Raw genomic sequence first — 19,941 nt, 5'->3', positions numbered from 1 at the left:
GATACCCCGCAATGATGTAACTTTTCTTACACATGGGATGCCGGGGATGGGGATGAAGCCGTCCCCGGCGGTCCATGGTCAGGGCATTGCAGGAACCGGGCCAGGCGAGGGAAAGGGAAAAGTCAGGCCGATTGCGCCCGCATGCGGCGGCGCACGCTCGACAGCGTATGGGTCATGTCGGGGTGGAGCGGGGCCAGCATCTCGGCAAGCGAGGCCGCCTGCTGGCGGTCGATGGGCTGGCCCTCGAGTTCGCGGCGCAGCAGATGGGCGAGGCGCATCCAGTGGCTGGTGGTGTCCATGATCGCTTCCGGGGGCTGTTTTTGACTGGTTCCAGGGTGCCCCCGCCGAGGCCGTCACGGGAATACGGCCTCGGTATGCTTATCCATCGGCATGTGCGCATGTCCGACTTTCGGATAAAAGATAAGTCGGGTCAAACCCTTAGCGGTCATGCCAAAAGGTGTATTCCGATATTCCAATTTGCATAGGTTGGCAGCATAATGCGCCGCCGCCTGGACAGGCGGCAGGGCGGCACTGAACAGCGGACGAAGCGATCATGAGCGTATTGACGTGGCACGACGGCCTGAACGTCGGCGTCGGATTCATGGACCGGGACCATGAGGCGGCGGCCGCGCAGATCAACCACCTGGCGGAAGCCGGCCTGCCCGAGCGCATCGCCCTGCTGCCCCACTTCATCGACCATTGCCGCGAGCACTTCGCCCGCGAGGAGGCGATGATGGAAGCCACCGGCTTCTTCGCCTTCGGCTGCCACCAGGGCGAGCACCAGCGGGTGCTGGCCGAACTGGATGCGGTGCTGGCCAGGCTGCGGTCGGGCGAGCCCATGGATCGCTATTTCACCGAGGACCTGCCCGGCTGGCTGATGATCCACCGCAACACCATGGACTTCGTCACCGCCGAATTCGCCCGCGCCAACGGCTACCGGGAATAGCGGAGGCGTTCCCATAGGGGCCGACCTGGCCGAGGCCTCGTTTCATTCGGGCCTCATCCTGAGGAGCCGCCGCAGGCGGCGTCTCGAAGGACGAGGCCCGTCGCACCGGCATCCATGGCCCACCTCACCCTTCGAGACGCCCCCCAAGGGGGCTCCTCAGGGTGAGGCTACGCATACGAAACGACCCGACGTCTCAGCCCATCTTGTCCAGTTCGCGGACGATGGCCTCGCCCATCACCGTGGTCGAGACCTTGGCCTTGCCCGCCGCCATGATGTCGCCGGTGCGCAGGCCGCCGGCCAGCACGGTCTTGACCGCGTTGTCGATCATGTCCGCCTCGGCGGTCATGTCGAAGGAATAGCGCAGGCACATGGAGAAGCTGAGGATGCAGGCCAGCGGGTTGGCCATGTCCTTGCCGGCGATGTCGGGGGCCGAGCCGTGCACCGGCTCGTACAGGGCCTTGCGCGCCCCGGTGGCATCGGCGGCGCCCAGGCTGGCCGAGGGCAGCATGCCCAGGCTTCCGGTCAGCATGGCGGCGCAGTCGGACAGGATGTCGCCGAACATGTTCTCGGTGACCATGACGTCGAACTGGCGGGGATTGCGCACCAGCTGCATGGCGGCGTTGTCGACGTACAGATGCTCCAGCTCCACGTCGGAATATTCCTCCTTGTGCAGCTTGATCATCTCCTCGCGCCACAGCACGGTGCATTCCAGCACGTTGGCCTTGTCGACGCTGGTCAGCTTCTTGCGGCGCTTGCGCGCCAGGTCGAAGGCGGCGCGGCCGATGCGCTGGATCTCCGAGGTGGTGTAGGTCAGGGTGTTGACGCCCTTGCGCTGGCCGTCGGGCAGCGTCTCGATGCCGCGCGGCTGGCCGAAGTAAAGGCCGCCGGTAAGCTCGCGCACGATCATGATGTCGAGGCCCTTGACCACCTCGGGCTTCAGGGTCGAGGCCTCGACCAGGGCGTCGAACACCACCGCCGGGCGCAGGTTGGCGAACAGGCCCATCTCCTTGCGGATCTTCAGCAGGCCGCGCTCGGGCTTCTTCTCGAACGGCAGGTCGTCCCACTTGGGGCCGCCCACCGCGCCCAGCAGCACGGCGTCGGCGGCCATGGCGTCGGCCAGGGTCTCGTCGGCCAGCGGGGTGCCGTGGACGTCATAGGCGGAGCCGCCGATCAGCCCTTCCGAGACGTCGAAGGCGACGCCGCGCTTCTTGCCCATCCAGTCGATGATGCGGCGGACCTGGACCATGACTTCCTGGCCGATACCGTCGCCGGGCAGGATGAGAAGCTTCTTGGCGGACATGGAAGATTGCTCCTTAGAAAAGGACGGACAATTCACCACGAAGACACAAAGGACACAAAGAATATTTCCCCTTCGTGCGATTTGTGTCTTTGTGGTGGAATCAAACTACAGCCAGGGCGAGGATTGCTTGCGGGCGGCCTCGAAGGTGGCGATCTTGGCGTCCTTCATCAGCGTCAGGCCGATATCGTCCAGGCCGTTGATCAGGCAGTGCTTGCGGAACGAATCCACCTCGAACGGCGTCGTGCTGCCATCGGGGGCGGTGATGGTCTGGTTCGGCAGATCGATGGTGAAGGTGGCGTTGGCGCCGTTCTGCGCCTGCGCCATCAGCGCCTCCACCTGCGCCTGCGGCAGGACCACCGGCAGGATGCCGTTCTTGAAGCAGTTGTTGAAGAAGATGTCGGCGAAGCTGGGCGCGATGACGCAGCGGATGCCGAAATCCAGGATCGCCCACGGCGCATGCTCGCGCGACGAGCCGCAGCCGAAATTGGCGCCGGCCACCAGGATGCTGGCCTGGCGCCAGGCCGGCTGGTTCAGCACGAACTCGGCCACTTCCTTGCCGTCGGGGGTGTAGCGCATCTCGTCGAACAGGTTCTTGCCCAGCCCGGTGCGCTTGATGGTCTTCAGGAACTGCTTGGGGATGATCATGTCGGTGTCGACGTTGATCATCGGCAACGGCGCCGCGACGCCGGTGAGAACGGTGAACTTGTCCATTGCGCACTCCGTTTGCAGTCCGCCGGAATGAAAAAAGAGGAATCACCACAGAGACACAGAGATATTTCCCAGGCTCGTCATGCCCGGGCTCGACCCGGGCATCCACGCGGTTTTGGCGTGGATCGCCGGGTCGAGCCCGGCGATGACGACAACGGAAGCAAGGGCCTCTCTGTGCCCTCCGTGTCTCTGTGGTTCCTATTCCCTTTTCAAACAGCGGTAAACGTTTTCCACCGTGTCCGGCGGAGGGGCTTTTCCTACTTCAACTCCCGCACGTCGGTCAGCTTGCCGGTCACCGCGGCCGCCGCGGCCATGGCCGGGCTGACCAGGTGGGTGCGGCCGCCGCGGCCCTGGCGGCCCTCGAAGTTGCGGTTCGAGGTGCTGGCCGAGCGCTGGCCGGGCTTCAGCTGGTCGGCGTTCATGGCCAGGCACATGGAGCAGCCGGGCTCGCGCCATTCGGCGCCGGCTTCGATGAAGATCCGGTCCAGGCCCTCGGCTTCCGCCTGTTCCTTGACCAGGCCGGAGCCGGGGACGATCAGCGCCTGCACGCCGGGGGCCACCTTGCGGCCCTTGAACACCTCGGCGGCGGCGCGGAAGTCCTCGATGCGGCCGTTGGTGCACGAGCCGATGAACACCACGTCGACGGCGATGTCGGTGGCCTTCATGCCGGGCTTCAGGCCCATGTAGTCGAGCGAGCGCGCGACCGCCTTCTTCTTGGCCTCGTCCTTGATGTCGGCGGGGTCGGGCACGGTGCCGGTGATGGCGATGACGTCCTCGGGGCTGGTGCCCCAGGTGATCTGCGGCACCAGGGTCGCGGCGTCCAGCTCGATCTCGGCGTCGAACTTGGCGCCTTCGTCGGTGTACAGCGTCTTCCACCACGCCATGGCGGCTTCCCAGGCGGCGCCCTTGGGGGCGCGCGGCTTGCCCTTGATGTACTCGAAGGTGGTGGCGTCGGGGGCGACCAGGCCGGCGCGGGCTCCGGCCTCGATGGTCATGTTGCAGACCGTCATGCGGCCTTCCATGGACAGCGCGGTGATGGCCTCGCCGGCGAATTCCACCACGTAGCCGGTGCCGCCGGCGGTGCCGATCTTGCCGATGATGGCCAGCACGATGTCCTTGGCGGTGACCCCGGCCGGGGCCTTGCCCTTGACGGTGATGCGCATGTTCCTGGCCGGCTTCTGCACCAGGGTCTGGGTGGCCAGCACGTGCTCGACCTCCGAGGTGCCGATGCCGAAGGCCAGCGCCCCGAAGGCGCCGTGGGTGGCGGTGTGGGAATCGCCGCAGACGATGGTGGTGCCGGGCAGGGTGAAGCCCTGCTCGGGGCCGACGATGTGGACCACGCCCTGGCGGACATCGTCCATGGCGTAGTACTCGACGCCGAAATCGCGGGCGTTCTGCTCCAGGGTCTCCACCTGGACCCGGCTTTCCTCGTTCTCGATGCCCTTCGAGCGGTCGGTGGTCGGCACGTTGTGGTCGGCCACCGCCAGCGTCGCCTCGGGGTGGCGGACCTTGCGGCCGGCCATGCGCAGGCCTTCGAACGCCTGCGGGCTGGTGACCTCGTGGACCAGGTGGCGGTCGATGTAGATCAGGCAGGTGCCGTCGTCCTGGACATCGACCAGGTGGGCGTCCCAGATCTTGTCGAACAGCGTGCGCGGCTTGGACATCTTGCTCCCTCGCGAAACATGACCGGACGGCAATATAGAACCGCCACAGGCCGATGCAGCCCGGGAGCTTCCCAGGCTGCAAGGTTCATTGTCGATCGTCGTCCCCGCGCAGGCGGGGACCCAGGGAGTGCACCCACAGCCATTCCGCGACCCTGGATTCCCGCCTTCGCGGGAATGACGAAGGGAAAGGCTGCTGCTGGAGATTACTCCTCGGCGGCGGCGGCCGGCGCCGGCTGGGCGGCCTTGGCGGCCTTCTCGGCGGCGGCGGATTCGCGCTCGGCGGCGGTCACCTTGGCCGAATAGCCGGTGGTCTGCTCGGCGATGCGGGCCGACTTGCCGCGGCGGTCGCGCAGGTAGTACAGCTTGGCCCGGCGCACGTCGCCGCGGCGCACCACCTCGATGGAGGCGATGTTGGGGGAATAGAGCGGGAAGATACGCTCGACGCCCTCGCCGTAGCTGATCTTGCGCACCACGAAGTGGCTGTTCAGGCCGTCGTTCTTGCGGGCGATGCAGACGCCCTCATAGGCCTGGACGCGCTCGCGGTTGCCTTCGACCACCTTGACGTTGACCTTCAGGGTGTCGCCGGGGGCGAATTGGGGGATCGACTTGCCCTCGGTGAGCTTGGCGATCTGCTCCTGCTCGAGCTGCTGAATGATGTTCATGATCCTCGTTCCTTCTTACTTGCCTTCGGCAGAGGCATACCGGCGCCACAGGTCCGGTCGGCGTGCCCTCGTTGCGTCCTCGGACTGGCTCTTGCGCCAGTCGCGGATCCTCTCGTGGTGGCCGGACAGCAGAACCTCCGGCACCTTTCTGCCCTGCCAGTCGGCGGGGCGGGTATAGAGGGGGTGCTCCAGCAGCCCCCGTTCGAAACTCTCCTCGGCCAGCGATTCCTCCTTGCCCACCACCCCGGGCAGGAGCCGAACCACGGCATCCAGCATCACCAGCGCCGGGAGCTCGCCTCCCGACAGGACGAAGTCGCCGAGGCTGACCTCGACGGCGCCGTGGGCGTCCAGCACCCGCTGGTCCACCCCCTCGAAGCGGCCGCACAGCACGGTCGCCCCGGGTCCCTGCGCCAACTCCCGCACCAGGGGCTGATCCAGCAGCCGCCCGCGCGGGGTCATGTAAATCAACGGCCCCACATCCGGTCCGTCGGGTCCGCGACCGGCCCGGATGGCGGCATCGACCACGTCGGGCCGCATCACCATCCCGGCCCCGCCGCCGAAGGGCTCGTCATCCACCGACCGGTGCCGGTCGAGGGCATGGTCGCGGATGTTGACCACATCCAGCGCCCAGATCCCCCGCTCCAGCGCCCGCCCGGCCAGCGACTGGCTCAGCGGCCCGGGAAACATCTCGGGGAAGATGGTCAGCACCGTGGCGCGCCATGGGCTAGCCCTGCTTTCCACCGTCTTCCCCGTCCTTCTCGTCCTCCGCGAATGGCGGAGGAACCACCACCAGCCGTCCGCCGGCCAGGTCCACCACCGGCACCGCCGCCCGGGTGAAGGGGACCATCAGGCTGCCGCCTGCGTCGAGCCCGATGTCCAGCACGTCGCCGGCACCGAAATCGAACACCCCCCGCACCGTGCCCAGGGCCCCGCCATCCGTGGCCTCCGCCCTCAGGCCCGCCAGGTCGGAGTAGAGGAACTCGTCCTCCTCCGTCGCCGGCAGGCGTTCGCGCGGCACGAACAGCCTGGTCCCCTTCAGCGCCTCGGCGCCGTCGCGGTCCCGGATGCCGTCCAGCCTGGCGATCACCAGGCCCTTGGCTTCCCCCACCGCGTCGAGCCGGAAGCTCCGGGTCCCGTCCTCGCTCTCCACCGGGCCATAGGCGGCCACGTCGGCCGGATCGGCGGTGAAGCTCTTGACGCGGACCTGGCCCCGCACCCCCTGCGCGCCGACGATGATTCCGACGCAGACACGGGAGTCCATGGCCGACTACTCGGCCGCGGCCTCGCCACCCTCGGCGGCGGCGGCAGCGGCGGCGGCGGCGGCGCGCTCGGCCACTTCCTTGGCGCGCTGCTGGGCCTTGGCCTTGGGCTGCGGCTTCTTGGTCTGCTCGGGACGGGTCGGGGCGGCCATCAGGCCCTGGGCCGAGAACACGCGGACCAGGCGGTCGGTCGGCTGGGCGCCCATGGACAGCCAGTGCTTGATGCGCTCGGCATTGAGCGTGATGCGCTCGGCGTGGTCGGTGGGCAGCAGCGGGTTGTAGATGCCCAGCTTCTCGATGAAGCGGCCGTCACGCGGCGAACGGGCGTCGGCGACGACGATACGGTAGAACGGAGCCTTCTTGGCGCCGCCGCGGGCGAGGCGAATCTTCACAGCCATTATTCATCTTCCTCTATCTAGAACCAAATACCCTTGGCCACCTTTCCCATTTCCGTCATCGCCGGGCTTGACCCGGCGATCCATGGATGCCCGGGTCGAGCCCGGGCATGACGGGATGGGGGTCAGCGGCCGAACTTTCCGAACCCGCCGCCGCCCGGGGGCAGCAGCCCCGCGAGACCGTGGCGGGCGAAACCCTTTTGTCCCATCTTGCCGACCTTCTTCATCATGTCGGCCATCTGCTGGTACTGCTTGATCAGCTTGTTGACGTCCTGGACCGAGACGCCGGCGCCGGCGGCGATGCGGCGCTTGCGCGACGCCTTGATGAGGTCGGCGTTGCGGCGCTCGGCCGGGGTCATGGACTGGATGATCGCCTTCTGCCGCCCCAGCGCCTTGTCGTCGATCTTGGCGTCCTTCAACTGGGCGGCCATCTTGCCGATGCCCGGCAGCATGCCGAGGATGCCCTTGAGGTCGCCCATCTTCTCGACCTGCTTGAACTGGGTCAGCATGTCTTCCAGGTCGAACTTGCCCTTCTGGATGCGCTTGGCGAGCTTCTCGGCCTCGTCGTGATCGACGGTCTCGATGGCCTTCTCGACCAGCGACACCACGTCGCCCATCCCCAGGATGCGCCCGGCGATGCGGTCGGGGTGGAAGACCTCCAGCGCGTCCAGCTTCTCGCCCTGGCCGAGGAACTTGATGGGCCGGCCGGTGACGTGGCGCATGGACAGCGCGGCACCGCCGCGGGCGTCGCCATCGACGCGGGTCAGCACGATGCCGGTGACGCCGACCTTCTCGTTGAACTCGCGGGCCAGGGTGACGGCGTCCTGGCCGGTCATGGCGTCGGTCACCAGCAGGGTTTCCACCGGCTTGGCGACGTCGCGCACGGCGGCGACCTCGGCCATCAGTTCCTGGTCGATGTGCAGCCGGCCGGCGGTGTCCAGCACCACCACGTCGTAGCCCTCGCGGCGGCCCATCTCCAGGGCGCGCCGGGTGATGGCCACCGGCATCTCGCCCATGACCACGGGCAGCGAACCGACATCGGCCTGGCGCGCCAGGATCTCCAATTGCTGCTGCGCCGCGGGGCGGTAGACGTCCAGCGAGGCCAGCAGCACCTTCTTCTTCTGCGCCTTCAGGCGCACCGCCAGCTTGCCCGAGGTGGTGGTCTTGCCCGAGCCCTGCAGGCCGACCATCAGGATGACCGCCGGCGGAACGGCGTTGAGGTTGAGCTCGACCCCCTCGGTGCCCAGGGTGGCGACCAGCTCGTCATGGACGATCTTGACCACCATCTGGCCGGGGGTGACCGACTTCACCACCTCGGATCCGATGGCGCGGTCCTTGACGCGGGCGACGAAGTCCTTGACCACCGGCAGCGCCACGTCGGCTTCCAGCAGCGCCACCCGCACCTCGCGCAGGGCTTCCGTGACGTCGGCCTCGGACAGCGCACCGCGGCCGGTGAGCTTGTCGAAGACCTTGGACAGGCGCTGCGAGAGCGTATCGAACATGGGACCGTGGGTACTCCGAATGCGAACGCGCAAAACACGAACACGCCAGTGCGCGTAACGTCGCGGACTGGCGGGCCACCGTGGTGGCGGAATCTTCGAACGAACCGAAGAGGGGAGGTCATTACGCCCGCCGCCGCCGCGAGTCAAGCCTTTCCCCCATATCCCTGCCCCCATATCCCTTGCCCTCTGTCGCGAACGGGCATATGAACCCCCGACGAGTCAGCCGATGGGGAACAGCATGAAGTACGCACGCAAGCGGGTTCTGGTGACGGGCGGCGCCGGCTTCCTGGGATCGCACCTGTGCGAGCGCCTGCTGGCCCAGGGCTGCGACGTGCTGTGCGTCGACAATTTCTTCACCGGTGCCAAGGACAACATCGCCCATCTGATGGGCAATCCCTACTTCGAGCTGGTGCGCCACGACGTCACCTTCCCGCTCTACATCGAGGTGGACGAGATCTACAACCTGGCCTGCCCGGCCTCGCCGATCCACTATCAGCGCGATCCGGTGCAGACCACCAAGACCAGCGTCCACGGCGCCATCAACATGCTGGGCCTGGCCAAGCGGGTCGGCGCCAAGATCTTCCAGGCCTCCACCTCCGAGGTCTACGGCGATCCGGAAGTCCATCCCCAGGTCGAGGATTACCGCGGCGCCGTCAACCCCATCGGCCCGCGCGCCTGCTACGACGAGGGCAAGCGCTGCGCCGAGACCCTGTTCTTCGACTACTGGCGCCAGCATTCCCTGCGCATCAAGGTGGCGCGCATCTTCAACACCTACGGGCCGCGCATGCATCCCGACGACGGCCGGGTGGTCTCCAACTTCATCGTCCAGGCGCTGGAGGGCCGGCCCATCACCATCTACGGCGACGGCAGCCAGACCCGCTCGTTCTGCTTCGTCGATGACCTGATCGAGGGCTTCATCCGCCTGATGGATTCGCCCGACGAGGTCACCGGGCCGGTCAACCTGGGCAACCCGCACGAAATGACCATCCGCCAGCTGGCCGAGACGGTCATCCGGATGACCGGGGCCAAGTCCGAGCTGGTGGTCAAGCCGCTGCCGGCCGACGATCCCCTGCAGCGCCAGCCCGACATCACCCGCGCCCGCACCCTTCTGGACTGGGAGCCGACGGTGAAGCTCGAGGACGGACTGCAGCGCACCATCGAGTACTTTAGAAGCAAGATTGCCTGACCGCGTCCGGGCCGCGACTATACCTTGGGGCTACGCCGTTGCCAGCGGGGCGGTTCGCCGATACCATTCGGTCATAGGATGGCCGGGGGCGGCGCCGCAGGACGGAGTGCTTGAGTGACCGACAGCGAAGGCGCGATCGATCGGGCGACATATGACGAACTGGCCGCCCGGGCCGGTGGGCTGGCGGCCAGTCTGCCCGGCTTCGCCTTTCAGCGCCGCATGGACGGCGACGGCGCCCTGTCCTATTCCCATTTCAGCGACAACGTCACCGCGATCCTGGGCTTCGCGCCCGAGGAGATGGCGATCAACGCCAAAGGCTGTCTGCACGTCACCCACTGGGCCGACCGTGACCAGCATCTGGCGGCCATCCGCAGGTCGGCGGACGATCTCGCCTCCTGCATCGAGGAATTCCGCGCCGTCACCAAAAGCGGCGAGGTGCGCTGGTTGAAGGGGGCATCGCGGCCCAGGCGGCTGGCCGACGGCACGGTGGTGTGGGACGGCGTGCTGATCGACGTTACCGACGGGCGGCGGGCCGAGTTCCGCCTGGACATGCTGATGGAGCATGCCGCCGATTCCATCCTGGTGATCGACGAGGCCGGCACCATCGACACCGCCAACGCCGCCGCCGAGCGGCTGTTCGGCTACAGCGCCGAGGAGCTGGCCGGCCGCGCCTTCGCGCTGCTGCTGCCCGAGGCCGACCGCCACCCGCACATCCTGTCCGCCGACCAGGCGAGCTGCGACGACGCCGAACTCTGCCAACTGGGCATCGTCGGCGGCACCGCCCACGAGCTGGTGGGCCTGCGCAAGGACGGCTCGACCTTTCCGCTGGAGCTGTCGACCAGCGAGGTCCGCATCGAGGGCCACCGCCTGTACGTGGCCATCGGCCGCGACATCACCACCCGCAAGGCCACCGAGGCGGCGCTGCGCGAGACCGAGCAGCGGCTGCGGGCCATCGCCGCCAACATGCCGGGAATGGTGTTCCAGCGCGTGCTGCGGATTTCCGGCGAGTTGGTCTACACCTATGTCAGCGAGGGCTGCCGCGCGTTCCTGGGGCTCGAGCCCGAGGCGCTGATGGCCGATTCGCAGCTGTTCCTCAACCCGCTGTCGGCCGACGAGCGCCAGCGCTTCTTCGCCCAGCTGGCCCGCTCGGCCCATGCCATGGAGCCGTTCGAGGAAGAGATGATGACCATCGGCGGCGACGGGCGCCGGCGCTGGCTGCGCGGCCAGTCGCGCCCGACCCGGCGCGACGGCGGCGACGTGGTGTGGGACGGCGTGATGATCGACGTCACCGACCGCAAGGTGGCCGAGCAGCGCCTGTCGTTCCTGGCCTATTACGATCCCCTGACCCGCCTGCCCAACCGCACCGCCTTCCTGGAGCGCTTCGCCGCCGCCCGCGAACGGGCGCAGCAACAGCACCTTCCGATGGCGGTGGTCAGCCTGGGCATCGACCGCTTCGGCATCATCAACGCCACCATGGGCCACAGCATCGGCGACCAGGTGCTGATTGCGGTGGCGGACATGCTGCAATCGGGGCTGGGCGGCGACAGCGTGATGGCGCGGGCATCGGGCGACCGCTTCCTGCTGCTGGTCGCCAGCCAGGGTAGCAAGCGCGAGCTGGCCGACGCGGTCGAGCGCATCCATGTCCTGGCGCAGCGGCCGGTGACGGTGGGCGGCGAGGAATTCGACATTTCCGCTTCCGGCGGCGTGGCGACCTTTCCCCGCGACGGCGAAGACGCCGAGACCCTGATCAAGAACGCCGAGGCGGCGCTGCAGCGGGCCAAGGGCCAGGGGCCGGGCACCCTGCAGGTGTTCACCAAGGAGATGAGCGACCGCGCCGCCAAGACCCTGAGCCTGCAGACCAAGCTGCGCCGGGCGCTGGACGGCGGCGAGTTCATCCCCTACTTCCAGCCGCAGGTGGACCTGGTCACCGGCGAGGTGGTGGGGATGGAGGCGCTGGTCCGCTGGCAAAGCCCCGACCTGGGCATGGTGTCGCCCGGCGAATTCATTCCGGTGGCCGAAGAATCGGGCCTGATCGACGGCATCTGCGAGGTCATGCTGGAGGCCTGCGCCCGCCAGAACATGGCCTGGCAGGACAAGGGCCTGCCCAAGGTGCCGGTGGCGGTGAACGTCTCGGGTCGGCAGTTCCAGTATGCCAGGCGCCTGATCACCGCGCTGGAGACCACCCTGGACCAGTCCGGCCTGGATCCCCGCTACCTCGAGGTCGAACTGACCGAAAGCTCGGCCATGCGCGACGCCGACAACGCCATCCAGGTGGTGCAGACCCTGAAGGACATGGGCATCGCCTGCTCCATCGACGATTTCGGCACCGGCTATTCCTCGCTGTCGGTGCTGAAGCGCTTCCCCATCTCGAAGCTCAAGATCGACCGCAGCTTCGTCATGGACGTCATCACCGACCCCAACGACGCCGCCATCGTCGATGCCATCGTCGCCATGGCCAAGGCGCTCCGGATGAAGGTGGTGGCGGAAGGCGTCGAGCACGTCAAGCACCTGGAATACCTGCGCAATGTCGGTTGCGACCAGATGCAGGGCTACCTGTTCTCGCGGCCGCTGCCGGCGGCCGAGATGGAACAGCTGCTGGCCGAGGGCCGGGCGCTCTACCAGTCCGAACGGCAGACCGCCTGACGCCATACGGATTCGGGTCGGGATTCGTTTGTAGTTGACGGCCCACCCGCCCGCGCCTAATCGTTTCGCCATTGCAAAGGGGGCCGGCGCACCGCGCCGGGGACACACATGCAAGGCAGCGAGTCCCATCACGGCGGGCATCCCAGGGCGGCCTCGGCGGTCAAGCACTCCTACACCGTTCCCTGCGCCTCGGCGTTCCGCGACGCGGTCGAGGCGCTGGCGGCGCGGCGCCGGGTCAATGTCGGCGACATCGCCCGCTCGGTGCTGCTGGTGATGCCGCCGGACGCCATCGCCGCCTTTCCCGATCCCGGCGAGCCGGGCGCCGACGACCGCGAGACGGTGGTGCTGAAATCCGGCCCGGCCCAGGGCCGGCCATGGAAGCGCAAGCCGCGGCTGCAGGTGCGCATGCCGCCCGGCTTCGACCTCGGCTTCGTCCGCCGCGCCCTGGCGCTGGCCCTGGCCCTGGATGGCGGCGCCCTCAAGCTCTCCGTCGAGGACCCCAAGGCGCCGCCGCCTCCCCCGCCGCCGCCGCCGCCGCCCCCGGAACCGCAGCAGGCGCGACGCGCCACCGACCGGGCCTTCGGACGGCGGGCCAACGACGCCACCGCCGAGGAGCTGGAGCGCCTGCGCGCCATCGTCAACGTGCTCGCCTTCGAGCCGCTGGACGGCGGCGTCGGCAGCCGTGCCGAGGCGCTGCACGTGCTCGGCTTCCCGCCCGGCGCCCATCCCGACAAGCGCATGATCCGCGCCCGCTTCCGCATGCTGGCCACCATTCACCACCCCGACAGCGACCATGGCAGCCACGAGCGCATGAGCCAGCTGAACCAGGCCATGGAGTGGCTGAAGGAATAGGGTGTCGCCGTCGCCGCACTGGCGGCGCAGGCCCGACTCCCTTATATGTCGGGGGATGCAGCCCTTCGCGCTTCAGGTCGAGAGCCTCACCAAGACATTCGGGGCCGTGCGGGCGGTGGACGGGATTTCGTTCTCGGTCCGCCGCGGCTCGGTGACCGCGCTGCTGGGCGGCAACGGCGCCGGCAAGACCACCACCCTGTCCATGCTGCTGGGCCTCCTGATCCCCAGTTCGGGCTCCATCCGGGTGCTGGGCGAGGACATGGTGCGCCACCGCTACCGGGTTCTGCCCCGGCTCAACTTCTCCAGTCCCTATGTGGACCTGCCCCACCGCCTGACGGTGCGCGAGAACCTGACGGTCTACGGCCATCTCTACGGCGTGCCGGATCTCAGGGGCCGCATCGCCGAGCTGACCGCCGAGCTGGACCTGGGCGAGTTCGTCGACCGCGCCGCCGGCAAGCTGTCGGCCGGGCAGAAGACCCGCGCGGCGCTGGCCAAGGCCATGCTCAACCGGCCCGAACTGCTGCTGCTGGACGAGCCGACGGCGTCGCTCGATCCCGACACCGCCGACTGGGTGCGGCGCTATTTCCAGGATTACAGCAGCCGCACCGGCGCCACCATCGTGCTGGCCTCGCACAACATGACCGAGGTCGAGCGCCTGTGCGACCACGTGCTGATCATGAAGCAGGGCCGCATCGTCGATGCCGGCGGCCCGGCGGCGCTGATCGAACGCTACGGCCGCGCCACCATGGAGGAGGTGTTCCTCGACATCGCCCGCGACCGCCAGAAACCATCGGAGGCGGCGCAGTGATGACGGCGCACCGGAATACCCCCCTCCCCTTGATGGGGAGGGGCCGGGGGTGGGGTGAGTTCCGCGACGACGCCGACGCGGTTCCCCCCCCACCCCGGCCCTCCCCCGCAAGGGGGGAGGGTGAAACATGACCTCCTTCTCCCTCCGCCGGGTCGGCGCCATGGTGCTGCGCCATCTCTACATCCTCCGGGGCTCGTGGCCGCGGGTGCTGGAAATGGCCTATTGGCCGGCGGTCAACATGGTGGTGTGGGGCTTCACCAGCCAGTTCTTCACCAGCCATTCGTCGTGGCTGGCCCAGGCGGCGGGCATCCTGATCGGCGCGGTGATCCTGTGGGACGTGATGTTCCGCGGCAATCTCGGGGTTTCGCTGGCCTTCCTGGAAGAGATGTGGTCGCGCAACCTGGGCCACCTGTCGGTCAGCCCGCTGCGCCCGCACGAGCTGGTGGCCAGCATGCTGGTGATGAGCCTGATCCGCACGGTGATCGGGGTGCTGCCGGCGGCGCTGCTGGCCATCCCGCTCTACCATTTCTCGCTGTTCGAGCTGGGGCTGCCGCTGATCGGCTTCTGGGTCAACCTGATGGTCACCGGCTGGGCCATCGGCCTGGGCGTCTCGGCGCTGGTGCTGCGCTTCGGCCTGGGGGCGGAAAGCCTGGCCTGGGTGCTGGTGTTCGCGGTGGCGCCGGTGGCCGGCATCTATTATCCCATCAGCACCCTGCCGGCCTGGCTGCAGCCGGTGGCCTGGGCGCTGCCCCCCGCCCACGTCTTCGAGGGCATGCGCTCGGTGATGCTGGGCCACGGCTTCGATGCCGGCCTGATGGCCTCGGCGGCGGCGCTGAACCTGGTCTACGTCGGCGCCGCCGCCGCCCTGTTCCTGCGCACCCACCACGTGGCACGCCAGCGCGGCCTGCTGCTCAACATCGGGGAGTGACCGTCGTGCAGCCGGCGCCGCTGTTCCCCCGCCCCTGGACCGACGTGGTCGATCTCCGGGACTTCTACGACACCGGCCTGGGCCAGATGGCGCGGCGCATGATCCGCCGCCAGCTGCGCCGGTTCTGGCCCGACGTGGCCGGCATGCGGGTGCTGGGGCTGGGCTTCGCCACCCCCTATCTGCGCCCCTTCCTGGCCGAGGCGGAGCGGGTGATGGCGGTGATGCCGGCCAGCCAGGGCGTGCTGCCGTGGCCGCCCGAAGGGCCCGGCCTGGTGGTGCTGGCCGACGAGACCGAGCTGCCGCTGCCCGACCGCTCGGTCGACCGCATCGTGCTGGTGCACGCGGTCGAGGCCACCGAGCAGGTGCGCGGCATGATGCGCGAGGTGTGGCGGGTGCTGGCCGATGGCGGCCGGGTGATCATCGTCGCGCCCAACCGGCGCGGCATCTGGGCCCGCCTCGACCGCACGCCGTTCGGCCAGGGCCGCCCCTACACCACCGGCCAGCTGGCCCGCATGCTGCGCGACTGCATGTTCACGCCGGTGGCCTCGGCCGGGGCGCTGTTCATGCCGCCCACCACCTCGCGGGTGCTGCTGCGCTCGGCCCCGGCGGTGGAGGAACTGGGCCGGCGCTGGTTCGAAACCATCGCCGGCGTCACCGTGGTCGAGGCGACCAAGCAGATCTACGCCGGCTCGTCCCTGCGCGGCGCCCGGGCGCGGCGCGGCTACGTGCCGGTGCCGCAGGGGTTTTAGAGCAGGGGGATATCCGACGGATTCGCCCTGCTCCTGCCGCCATTGCGGCGGCGGCCAAGCAAACCGCAGGTTTGCGCCCGGCGAGGGGCACCCCAACAAAGCTAGAGCGCGATGCGATTTAATCGCAGCGTGCTCTGAGCGCGCCCGCTACTCCGCCGCCGCCTCGGGCGGCACGCCGACGGTGAAGCGGATGGTGGTGCCTTGGCCGGGCCTGGAGTCCAGCCAGATGCGGCCGCCCATGTGCTCGACGATGCGGCGGCAGATGGCCAGGCCGACGCCGGTGCCGGGATAGGCCGAGGCGGGATGGAGGCGGCGGAAGATCTCGAACACGTCCTGGTTGGTGGCGCCGATGCCGATGCCGTTATCGGCCACCGACACCACCCAGCCGCCGCCGGGATCGGGTTCGGCGGTCACCGACACGCGGGGGGCGACGTCCTGGTGGCGGAACTTGATGGCGTTGTCCAGCAGGTTGCGGAACAGGTGGGCCAGCCGCTCCGGATCGCCCTCGACCACCGGCAGCGTCCCGACCACGATCTCGGCGTCCGCCGCCTCGATGGCGTCCTTCATGCCGGCCAGCACGCCGGCGCAGACCGCGCCCAGCTCGACCGGCCGCGGCGGCTCGAAATGGCCGGGAATGCGGGCATAGGTGGCGAGGTCATTGACCAGCGCCTTCATGCGCAGCGCGCCGCCGGTCATGTAGCCGAGGAACTCGCGCCCTTCGTCGTCGAGATGGTCGCCGTAGCGTTTCTCGATCAGCTGGGCGTAGCTGGTGATGGCGCGCAGCGGCTCCTGCAGGTCGTGGGACGAGATGGTGGCGAAGCGCTCCAGCTCGGCGTTGGTGCGGGTGAGGCGGTCGACCAGGCGCCTCATCTCGCGCTCGTGCGCCTCGCGCCGCACGATGTCGTCCTCCAGCTCGGCATTGGCGGTGCGCAGCTGCTCCCAGGCGCTTTGCAGGTCCATGCGCATGGCATTGAAGGCGCTGACCACCTGGTCCAGCTCGTCGGGACGGCCGGGATGGCGGCGCCTCAGGGCCAGCGGCGGCGCCGGATCCTTGATGTCGAAGCGCTGGGCATAGCCGGCGATGTCGACCAGATGGCGGGCGACCAGGCGGTAGACGATGTACAGGGTGAACAGCGACACCAGGAAGGTCTTGATGCCCTGGCTGACCAGGATCACCACCGCGGTCTCGATCAGGCGGGAATAGACGCCGGTCAGCGTCGCCTCGGCATGGAGGTGGCCGATCAGCCGCTCGGTGCCGCGGTCGTTGTAGACCAGCGGCAGGTCGCGGGCGAGCACCGGCCCGCCCTCGCGCAACCGCACCGCCACCACCAGCGGCCGGGCGGCGCCCTCGGCCTCGCGCACCTCCACCGCCTGCATGTCGGGCAGTCGGATCAGGCCCTCGACCTGGCGGCGCAGCTGATCGACGTCCACATGCCACAGGCTGCCGGCCAGGCTGGCCAGGCTGGAGCGTTCGATCTCGTCGAGGCGGCCCTCGATGGCGCCCACGTCGCGGCGATAGTCCAGGTAGAGCTGGATGACGGTGGAGATGGCGGTGACCAATGTGCTGAACAGCACGATCAGCACCAGCAAGCGCAGCCCGATGCCGTGGCTCAGCGCCTTGCCCAACGGGTGTCGGGGGGTGGGGGCGCCGACCATCTAGGGGCTGTAATGGTTGGCGGCGAGGATGCGGTCCAGGGTCCCGTCCGCGCGCATGGCCTGGATGGCGCGGTTGAATTCGGGCAGCAGCCCCAGGCGCGGCGAGGTGCGCACCCATTGCAGGGTCAGCGGCACCGTGCGCAGGGTCAGGTGCTGGCCCATCTCGTCCGCCAGTCCGGCCTTGAGCGCCTGGTAGCGGATGGTGGGGATGGCCCCGGCCACCGCGTCGAGGCGGCGATGGGCGATCTTGCGCAGCCCCTGCAGGTAGTCGGTGTCGAAATCCTTGTGCAGGGCGGGGTCGGCGTCGAAGCGCGGGTCGATGGCCAGCGACCGCACCACCGAGATCACCAGCGGCAAAAGATCGTCATAGGAGTCCAGCGTCACGCCCTTGCGGGCGATCACCCCGAACGGCATGGGATAGACGTCCTCGCCGCGCTCGACCAGCGCCGCCCGGCGCTCGCTCCACAGGATGATGGTGCAGTCGTACTCGCCCAGCTCCCGTTCCATGCGGGCCAGACTCATCAGGTCGATGGTCACCGTGTGGCCGGTGCGGGCCGACAGCTCGGCGGCGATGGCCGGCAGCGCGCCGGCCGGCCGGCCGGCGGCGTCCAGCGAGGCCCACGGCGCGGCGTCGATGGTGAGCAGGCGCACCGTCTCGGCCCTGGCCCCCGAAGCCGTGACGGCCGCCAGCAACAGCAACACGACGGTGCGCAGGACCCCCACGGCCTCCCCCAAGGCGATTACTCGACCCCAGGATACCCCAATCACACCGATCGCGACAGTTCGAACAGTCCCTGGGCGGCCAGAAGGTTCGCCCGCCGCCCGTCGCCGGCGAAGGGCAGCACGCGGCCGTCGCGGTCCAGCGCGATGCCGCGCTCGACGGTGATGCCCAGTTCGCGGCACAGCACCAGGAAGTCGCGGATGGTGCAGAAGTGGATGTTGGGGGTGTCGTACCATTCGTAGGCCAGGGTGTCGGTGACCGGCATCCGGCCGCCCAGCGCCAGCCCCAGGCGCACCCGCCAGTGGCCGAAATTGGGGAACGAGACGATGGCGCGCCGGCCGATGCGCAGCATGTTGGCCAGCACCGTGCGGGGCGCGTAGGTGGCCTGCAGGGTCTGCGACAGGATCACCGTGTCGAAGGCGCCGGTGGGATAGTCCTTGAGGTCGGTGTCGGCGTCGCCCTGGATCACCGACAGCCCCTGCGCCACCGCCGCCGACACCCCCGCCATGGACAGCTCGATGCCGCGGCCGTCGACGTTCTTGTGCTTGCCCAGCCAGGCCAGCAGGGTGCCGTCGCCGCAGCCGACGTCGAGGACGCGGCCGCCGGGTTCGACCATGTCGGCGATCAGGCGCAGATCGACGCGCAGGTTGCCGTTGGCGACGACCATCATGAGGCGCCTCCCTCTCGGCGCCCGAGGCCGCGATGCTCGGCCGCGCCCTCGAGGAAGCCGGTCAGGGTGGCGTGGAACTCGGGCTCGTCCAGCAGGAAGGCGTCGTGGCCCTTGTCGGTCTGGATCTCGACGAAGCTGACATTGGCGGCGACGGCGTTGAGCGCGTGCACCACCGCCCGGCTCTCCTGGGTCGGGAACAGCCAGTCCGACGAGAACGACACCACGCAGAAGCGGGTGCGGGTGCCGCGGAAGGCGTTGGCCAGCTGCCCGCCATGCTCGGCCGCCAGGTCGAAATAGTCCATGGCGCGGGTGATGTAGAGGTACGAATTGGCGTCGAAGCGGTCGACGAAGGTCGAGCCCTGGTGGCGCAGGTAGCTTTCCACCTGGAAGTCGGCGCCGAAGCCGTAGGACACCACGTCGCGGTCCTGCAGGTTGCGGCCGAACTTGCGGTGCAGCGCGGTTTCCGACAGGTAGGTGATGTGCGCCGCCATGCGCGCCACCGCCAGGCCGCGATGGGGCCGGATGCCGTGGTCCAGGTAATTGCCGCCCATCCAGTCGGGATCGGCGATGATGGCCTGACGCCCGACCTCGTGGAAGGCGATGTTCTGGGCGGAATGGCGGGCGGCGGTGGCGATGGGGATGGCGGCGAATACCCGCTCGGGGTAGCTGGCGCACCAGTCCAGCACCTGCATGCCGCCCATGGAGCCGCCGACCACGCAGAACAGCTGGCCGATGCCGAGATGGTCCAGCAGGCGCGCCTGCACCTGCACCATGTCGCCGATGGTGATGACCGGGAAGGTCTGGCCCCACGGCTTGCCGGTGGCGGGATTGACGTCCTTGGGCCCGGTGGTGCCCATGCAGCCGCCCAGCACGTTGGAGCAGATGATGAAGAAGCGGTCGGTGTCGAACACCAGCCCGGGACCGACCACCTCGCTCCACCATCCCGGTTTGCCGGTGATGGGGTGCGGGTCGGCGACGTAGTGGTCGCCGGTCAGCGCGTGGCACATCAGGATGGCGTTGGAGCGGTCGGCGTTGAGGCGGCCGTAGGTCTGGTAGGCCACCGTCACCGACGTCAGCTCGACGCCGCAATCCAGGCGGATCGGCCGGTCGCGCCCCAGCTCGACGGTGTGCCCGCCGGGGGTATGGTCGGAAGCGGCGCCGGGCGGCTCTTGTACGGTCATCGGGGGGAACGCGTGGTCCCTTGGGGAAAAGACACGATTAGCTATGGGGGCGCGCGGGGGCTGTCAACGTTTTCTTTGATTTCGGGGGAACGACGCACTAAACCTATGCGG

20 protein-coding genes are annotated in these 19,941 nt (G+C 68.7%); 7 read left to right on the top strand and 13 right to left on the bottom strand.

Features of this window, described 5'->3' with window-relative positions; all coding sequences use genetic code 11:
* Nucleotides 1-122: 122 nt before the first annotated feature.
* Complete coding sequence (locus MTBUT4_RS17105; protein WP_173980910.1) at nucleotides 123-299, bottom strand: hypothetical protein; 177 nt, start codon at nucleotides 297-299, stop codon at nucleotides 123-125.
* A 254-nt stretch (nucleotides 300-553) separates the two neighbouring features.
* On the opposite strand from MTBUT4_RS17105, the gene MTBUT4_RS17100 reads away from it, so the two are divergent.
* Nucleotides 554-946, top strand: coding sequence for a bacteriohemerythrin (locus MTBUT4_RS17100; RefSeq protein ID WP_173980909.1), 393 nt, complete (start codon nucleotides 554-556; stop codon nucleotides 944-946).
* A 193-nt stretch (nucleotides 947-1,139) separates the two neighbouring features.
* On the opposite strand, the gene leuB is transcribed toward MTBUT4_RS17100, so the two are convergent.
* The 8 genes from leuB to ffh form a co-directional block, all read right to left on the bottom strand.
* Complete coding sequence (gene leuB / locus MTBUT4_RS17095) at nucleotides 1,140-2,246, bottom strand: 3-isopropylmalate dehydrogenase (RefSeq protein WP_173980908.1); 1,107 nt, start codon at nucleotides 2,244-2,246, stop codon at nucleotides 1,140-1,142.
* A 105-nt stretch (nucleotides 2,247-2,351) separates the two neighbouring features.
* Entirely contained in the window at nucleotides 2,352-2,957 is a 606-nt protein-coding gene (gene leuD / locus MTBUT4_RS17090; RefSeq protein ID WP_173980907.1) for a 3-isopropylmalate dehydratase small subunit, read from the bottom strand.
* Nucleotides 2,958-3,211: 254 nt separating this feature from the next.
* Nucleotides 3,212-4,618 (bottom strand): 3-isopropylmalate dehydratase large subunit, encoded by a 1,407-nt coding sequence (leuC, locus tag MTBUT4_RS17085; protein ID WP_173980906.1) that lies wholly within the window; start codon nucleotides 4,616-4,618, stop codon nucleotides 3,212-3,214.
* Between the two features lie 203 nt (nucleotides 4,619-4,821).
* Nucleotides 4,822-5,280, bottom strand: coding sequence for a 50S ribosomal protein L19 (rplS, locus tag MTBUT4_RS17080; protein ID WP_173980905.1), 459 nt, complete (start codon nucleotides 5,278-5,280; stop codon nucleotides 4,822-4,824).
* A gap of 15 nt (nucleotides 5,281-5,295) precedes the next feature.
* Nucleotides 5,296-6,021, bottom strand: coding sequence for a tRNA (guanosine(37)-N1)-methyltransferase TrmD (trmD, locus tag MTBUT4_RS17075; protein ID WP_256367268.1), 726 nt, complete (start codon nucleotides 6,019-6,021; stop codon nucleotides 5,296-5,298).
* A complete protein-coding gene (gene rimM, locus MTBUT4_RS17070; protein WP_173980904.1) occupies nucleotides 6,005-6,541 on the bottom strand; it encodes a ribosome maturation factor RimM in 537 nt (178 codons plus the stop codon). The genes trmD and rimM overlap by 17 nt, the downstream gene beginning before the upstream one ends.
* A gap of 6 nt (nucleotides 6,542-6,547) precedes the next feature.
* On the bottom strand, nucleotides 6,548-6,937 hold the full coding sequence (rpsP, locus tag MTBUT4_RS17065; protein ID WP_173980903.1) for a 30S ribosomal protein S16: 390 nt from the start codon (nucleotides 6,935-6,937) through the stop codon (nucleotides 6,548-6,550).
* Between the two features lie 122 nt (nucleotides 6,938-7,059).
* Nucleotides 7,060-8,436 (bottom strand): signal recognition particle protein, encoded by a 1,377-nt coding sequence (gene ffh, locus MTBUT4_RS17060; protein WP_173980902.1) that lies wholly within the window; start codon nucleotides 8,434-8,436, stop codon nucleotides 7,060-7,062.
* Between the two features lie 238 nt (nucleotides 8,437-8,674).
* Here ffh and MTBUT4_RS17055 point away from each other — a divergent pair, with 238 nt between their 5' ends.
* From MTBUT4_RS17055 to MTBUT4_RS17030, 6 genes are all read left to right on the top strand, one after another.
* Nucleotides 8,675-9,622, top strand: coding sequence for a UDP-glucuronic acid decarboxylase family protein (locus tag MTBUT4_RS17055; protein WP_173980901.1), 948 nt, complete (start codon nucleotides 8,675-8,677; stop codon nucleotides 9,620-9,622).
* Between the two features lie 114 nt (nucleotides 9,623-9,736).
* Nucleotides 9,737-12,265, top strand: a complete 2,529-nt coding sequence (locus tag MTBUT4_RS17050; protein ID WP_254434904.1) for an EAL domain-containing protein — start codon at nucleotides 9,737-9,739, stop codon at nucleotides 12,263-12,265.
* Nucleotides 12,266-12,373: 108 nt separating this feature from the next.
* Nucleotides 12,374-13,117, top strand: a complete 744-nt coding sequence (locus MTBUT4_RS17045) for a J domain-containing protein (protein WP_173980900.1) — start codon at nucleotides 12,374-12,376, stop codon at nucleotides 13,115-13,117.
* A 55-nt stretch (nucleotides 13,118-13,172) separates the two neighbouring features.
* Nucleotides 13,173-13,925 (top strand): ABC transporter ATP-binding protein, encoded by a 753-nt coding sequence (locus MTBUT4_RS17040; protein WP_173980899.1) that lies wholly within the window; start codon nucleotides 13,173-13,175, stop codon nucleotides 13,923-13,925.
* A 127-nt stretch (nucleotides 13,926-14,052) separates the two neighbouring features.
* Entirely contained in the window at nucleotides 14,053-14,853 is an 801-nt protein-coding gene (locus tag MTBUT4_RS17035; RefSeq protein WP_173980898.1) for an ABC transporter permease, read from the top strand.
* Nucleotides 14,854-14,939: 86 nt separating this feature from the next.
* Entirely contained in the window at nucleotides 14,940-15,602 is a 663-nt protein-coding gene (locus tag MTBUT4_RS17030) for a class I SAM-dependent methyltransferase (RefSeq protein ID WP_173980951.1), read from the top strand.
* A 147-nt stretch (nucleotides 15,603-15,749) separates the two neighbouring features.
* Here MTBUT4_RS17030 and MTBUT4_RS17025 read toward each other — a convergent pair whose 3' ends face one another.
* The 4 genes from MTBUT4_RS17025 to MTBUT4_RS17010 are packed head-to-tail and all read right to left on the bottom strand — an operon-like array spanning nucleotide 15,750 to nucleotide 19,830.
* A complete protein-coding gene (locus MTBUT4_RS17025; protein ID WP_173980897.1) occupies nucleotides 15,750-17,228 on the bottom strand; it encodes an ATP-binding protein in 1,479 nt (492 codons plus the stop codon).
* Nucleotides 17,229-17,258: 30 nt separating this feature from the next.
* Nucleotides 17,259-17,981, bottom strand: a complete 723-nt coding sequence (locus tag MTBUT4_RS17020) for an ABC transporter substrate-binding protein (protein WP_173980896.1) — start codon at nucleotides 17,979-17,981, stop codon at nucleotides 17,259-17,261.
* A 41-nt stretch (nucleotides 17,982-18,022) separates the two neighbouring features.
* Nucleotides 18,023-18,649: a methionine biosynthesis protein MetW gene (metW, locus tag MTBUT4_RS17015; protein WP_173980895.1), complete on the bottom strand. Its 627-nt coding sequence runs from the start codon at nucleotides 18,647-18,649 to the stop codon at nucleotides 18,023-18,025.
* On the bottom strand, nucleotides 18,646-19,830 hold the full coding sequence (locus MTBUT4_RS17010) for a homoserine O-acetyltransferase (RefSeq protein WP_173980894.1): 1,185 nt from the start codon (nucleotides 19,828-19,830) through the stop codon (nucleotides 18,646-18,648). Before MTBUT4_RS17010 ends, metW begins: the two co-directional genes overlap by 4 nt.
* Nucleotides 19,831-19,941 lie beyond the last annotated feature (111 nt).

The sequence above is a fragment of the Magnetospirillum sp. UT-4 genome, from assembly GCF_902729435.1.
GTDB lineage: Bacteria > Pseudomonadota > Alphaproteobacteria > Rhodospirillales > Magnetospirillaceae > Magnetospirillum.
The sequence above is the reverse complement of the archived record's forward strand: the minus strand, read 5'-3'. Positions and strand labels throughout refer to the sequence as shown.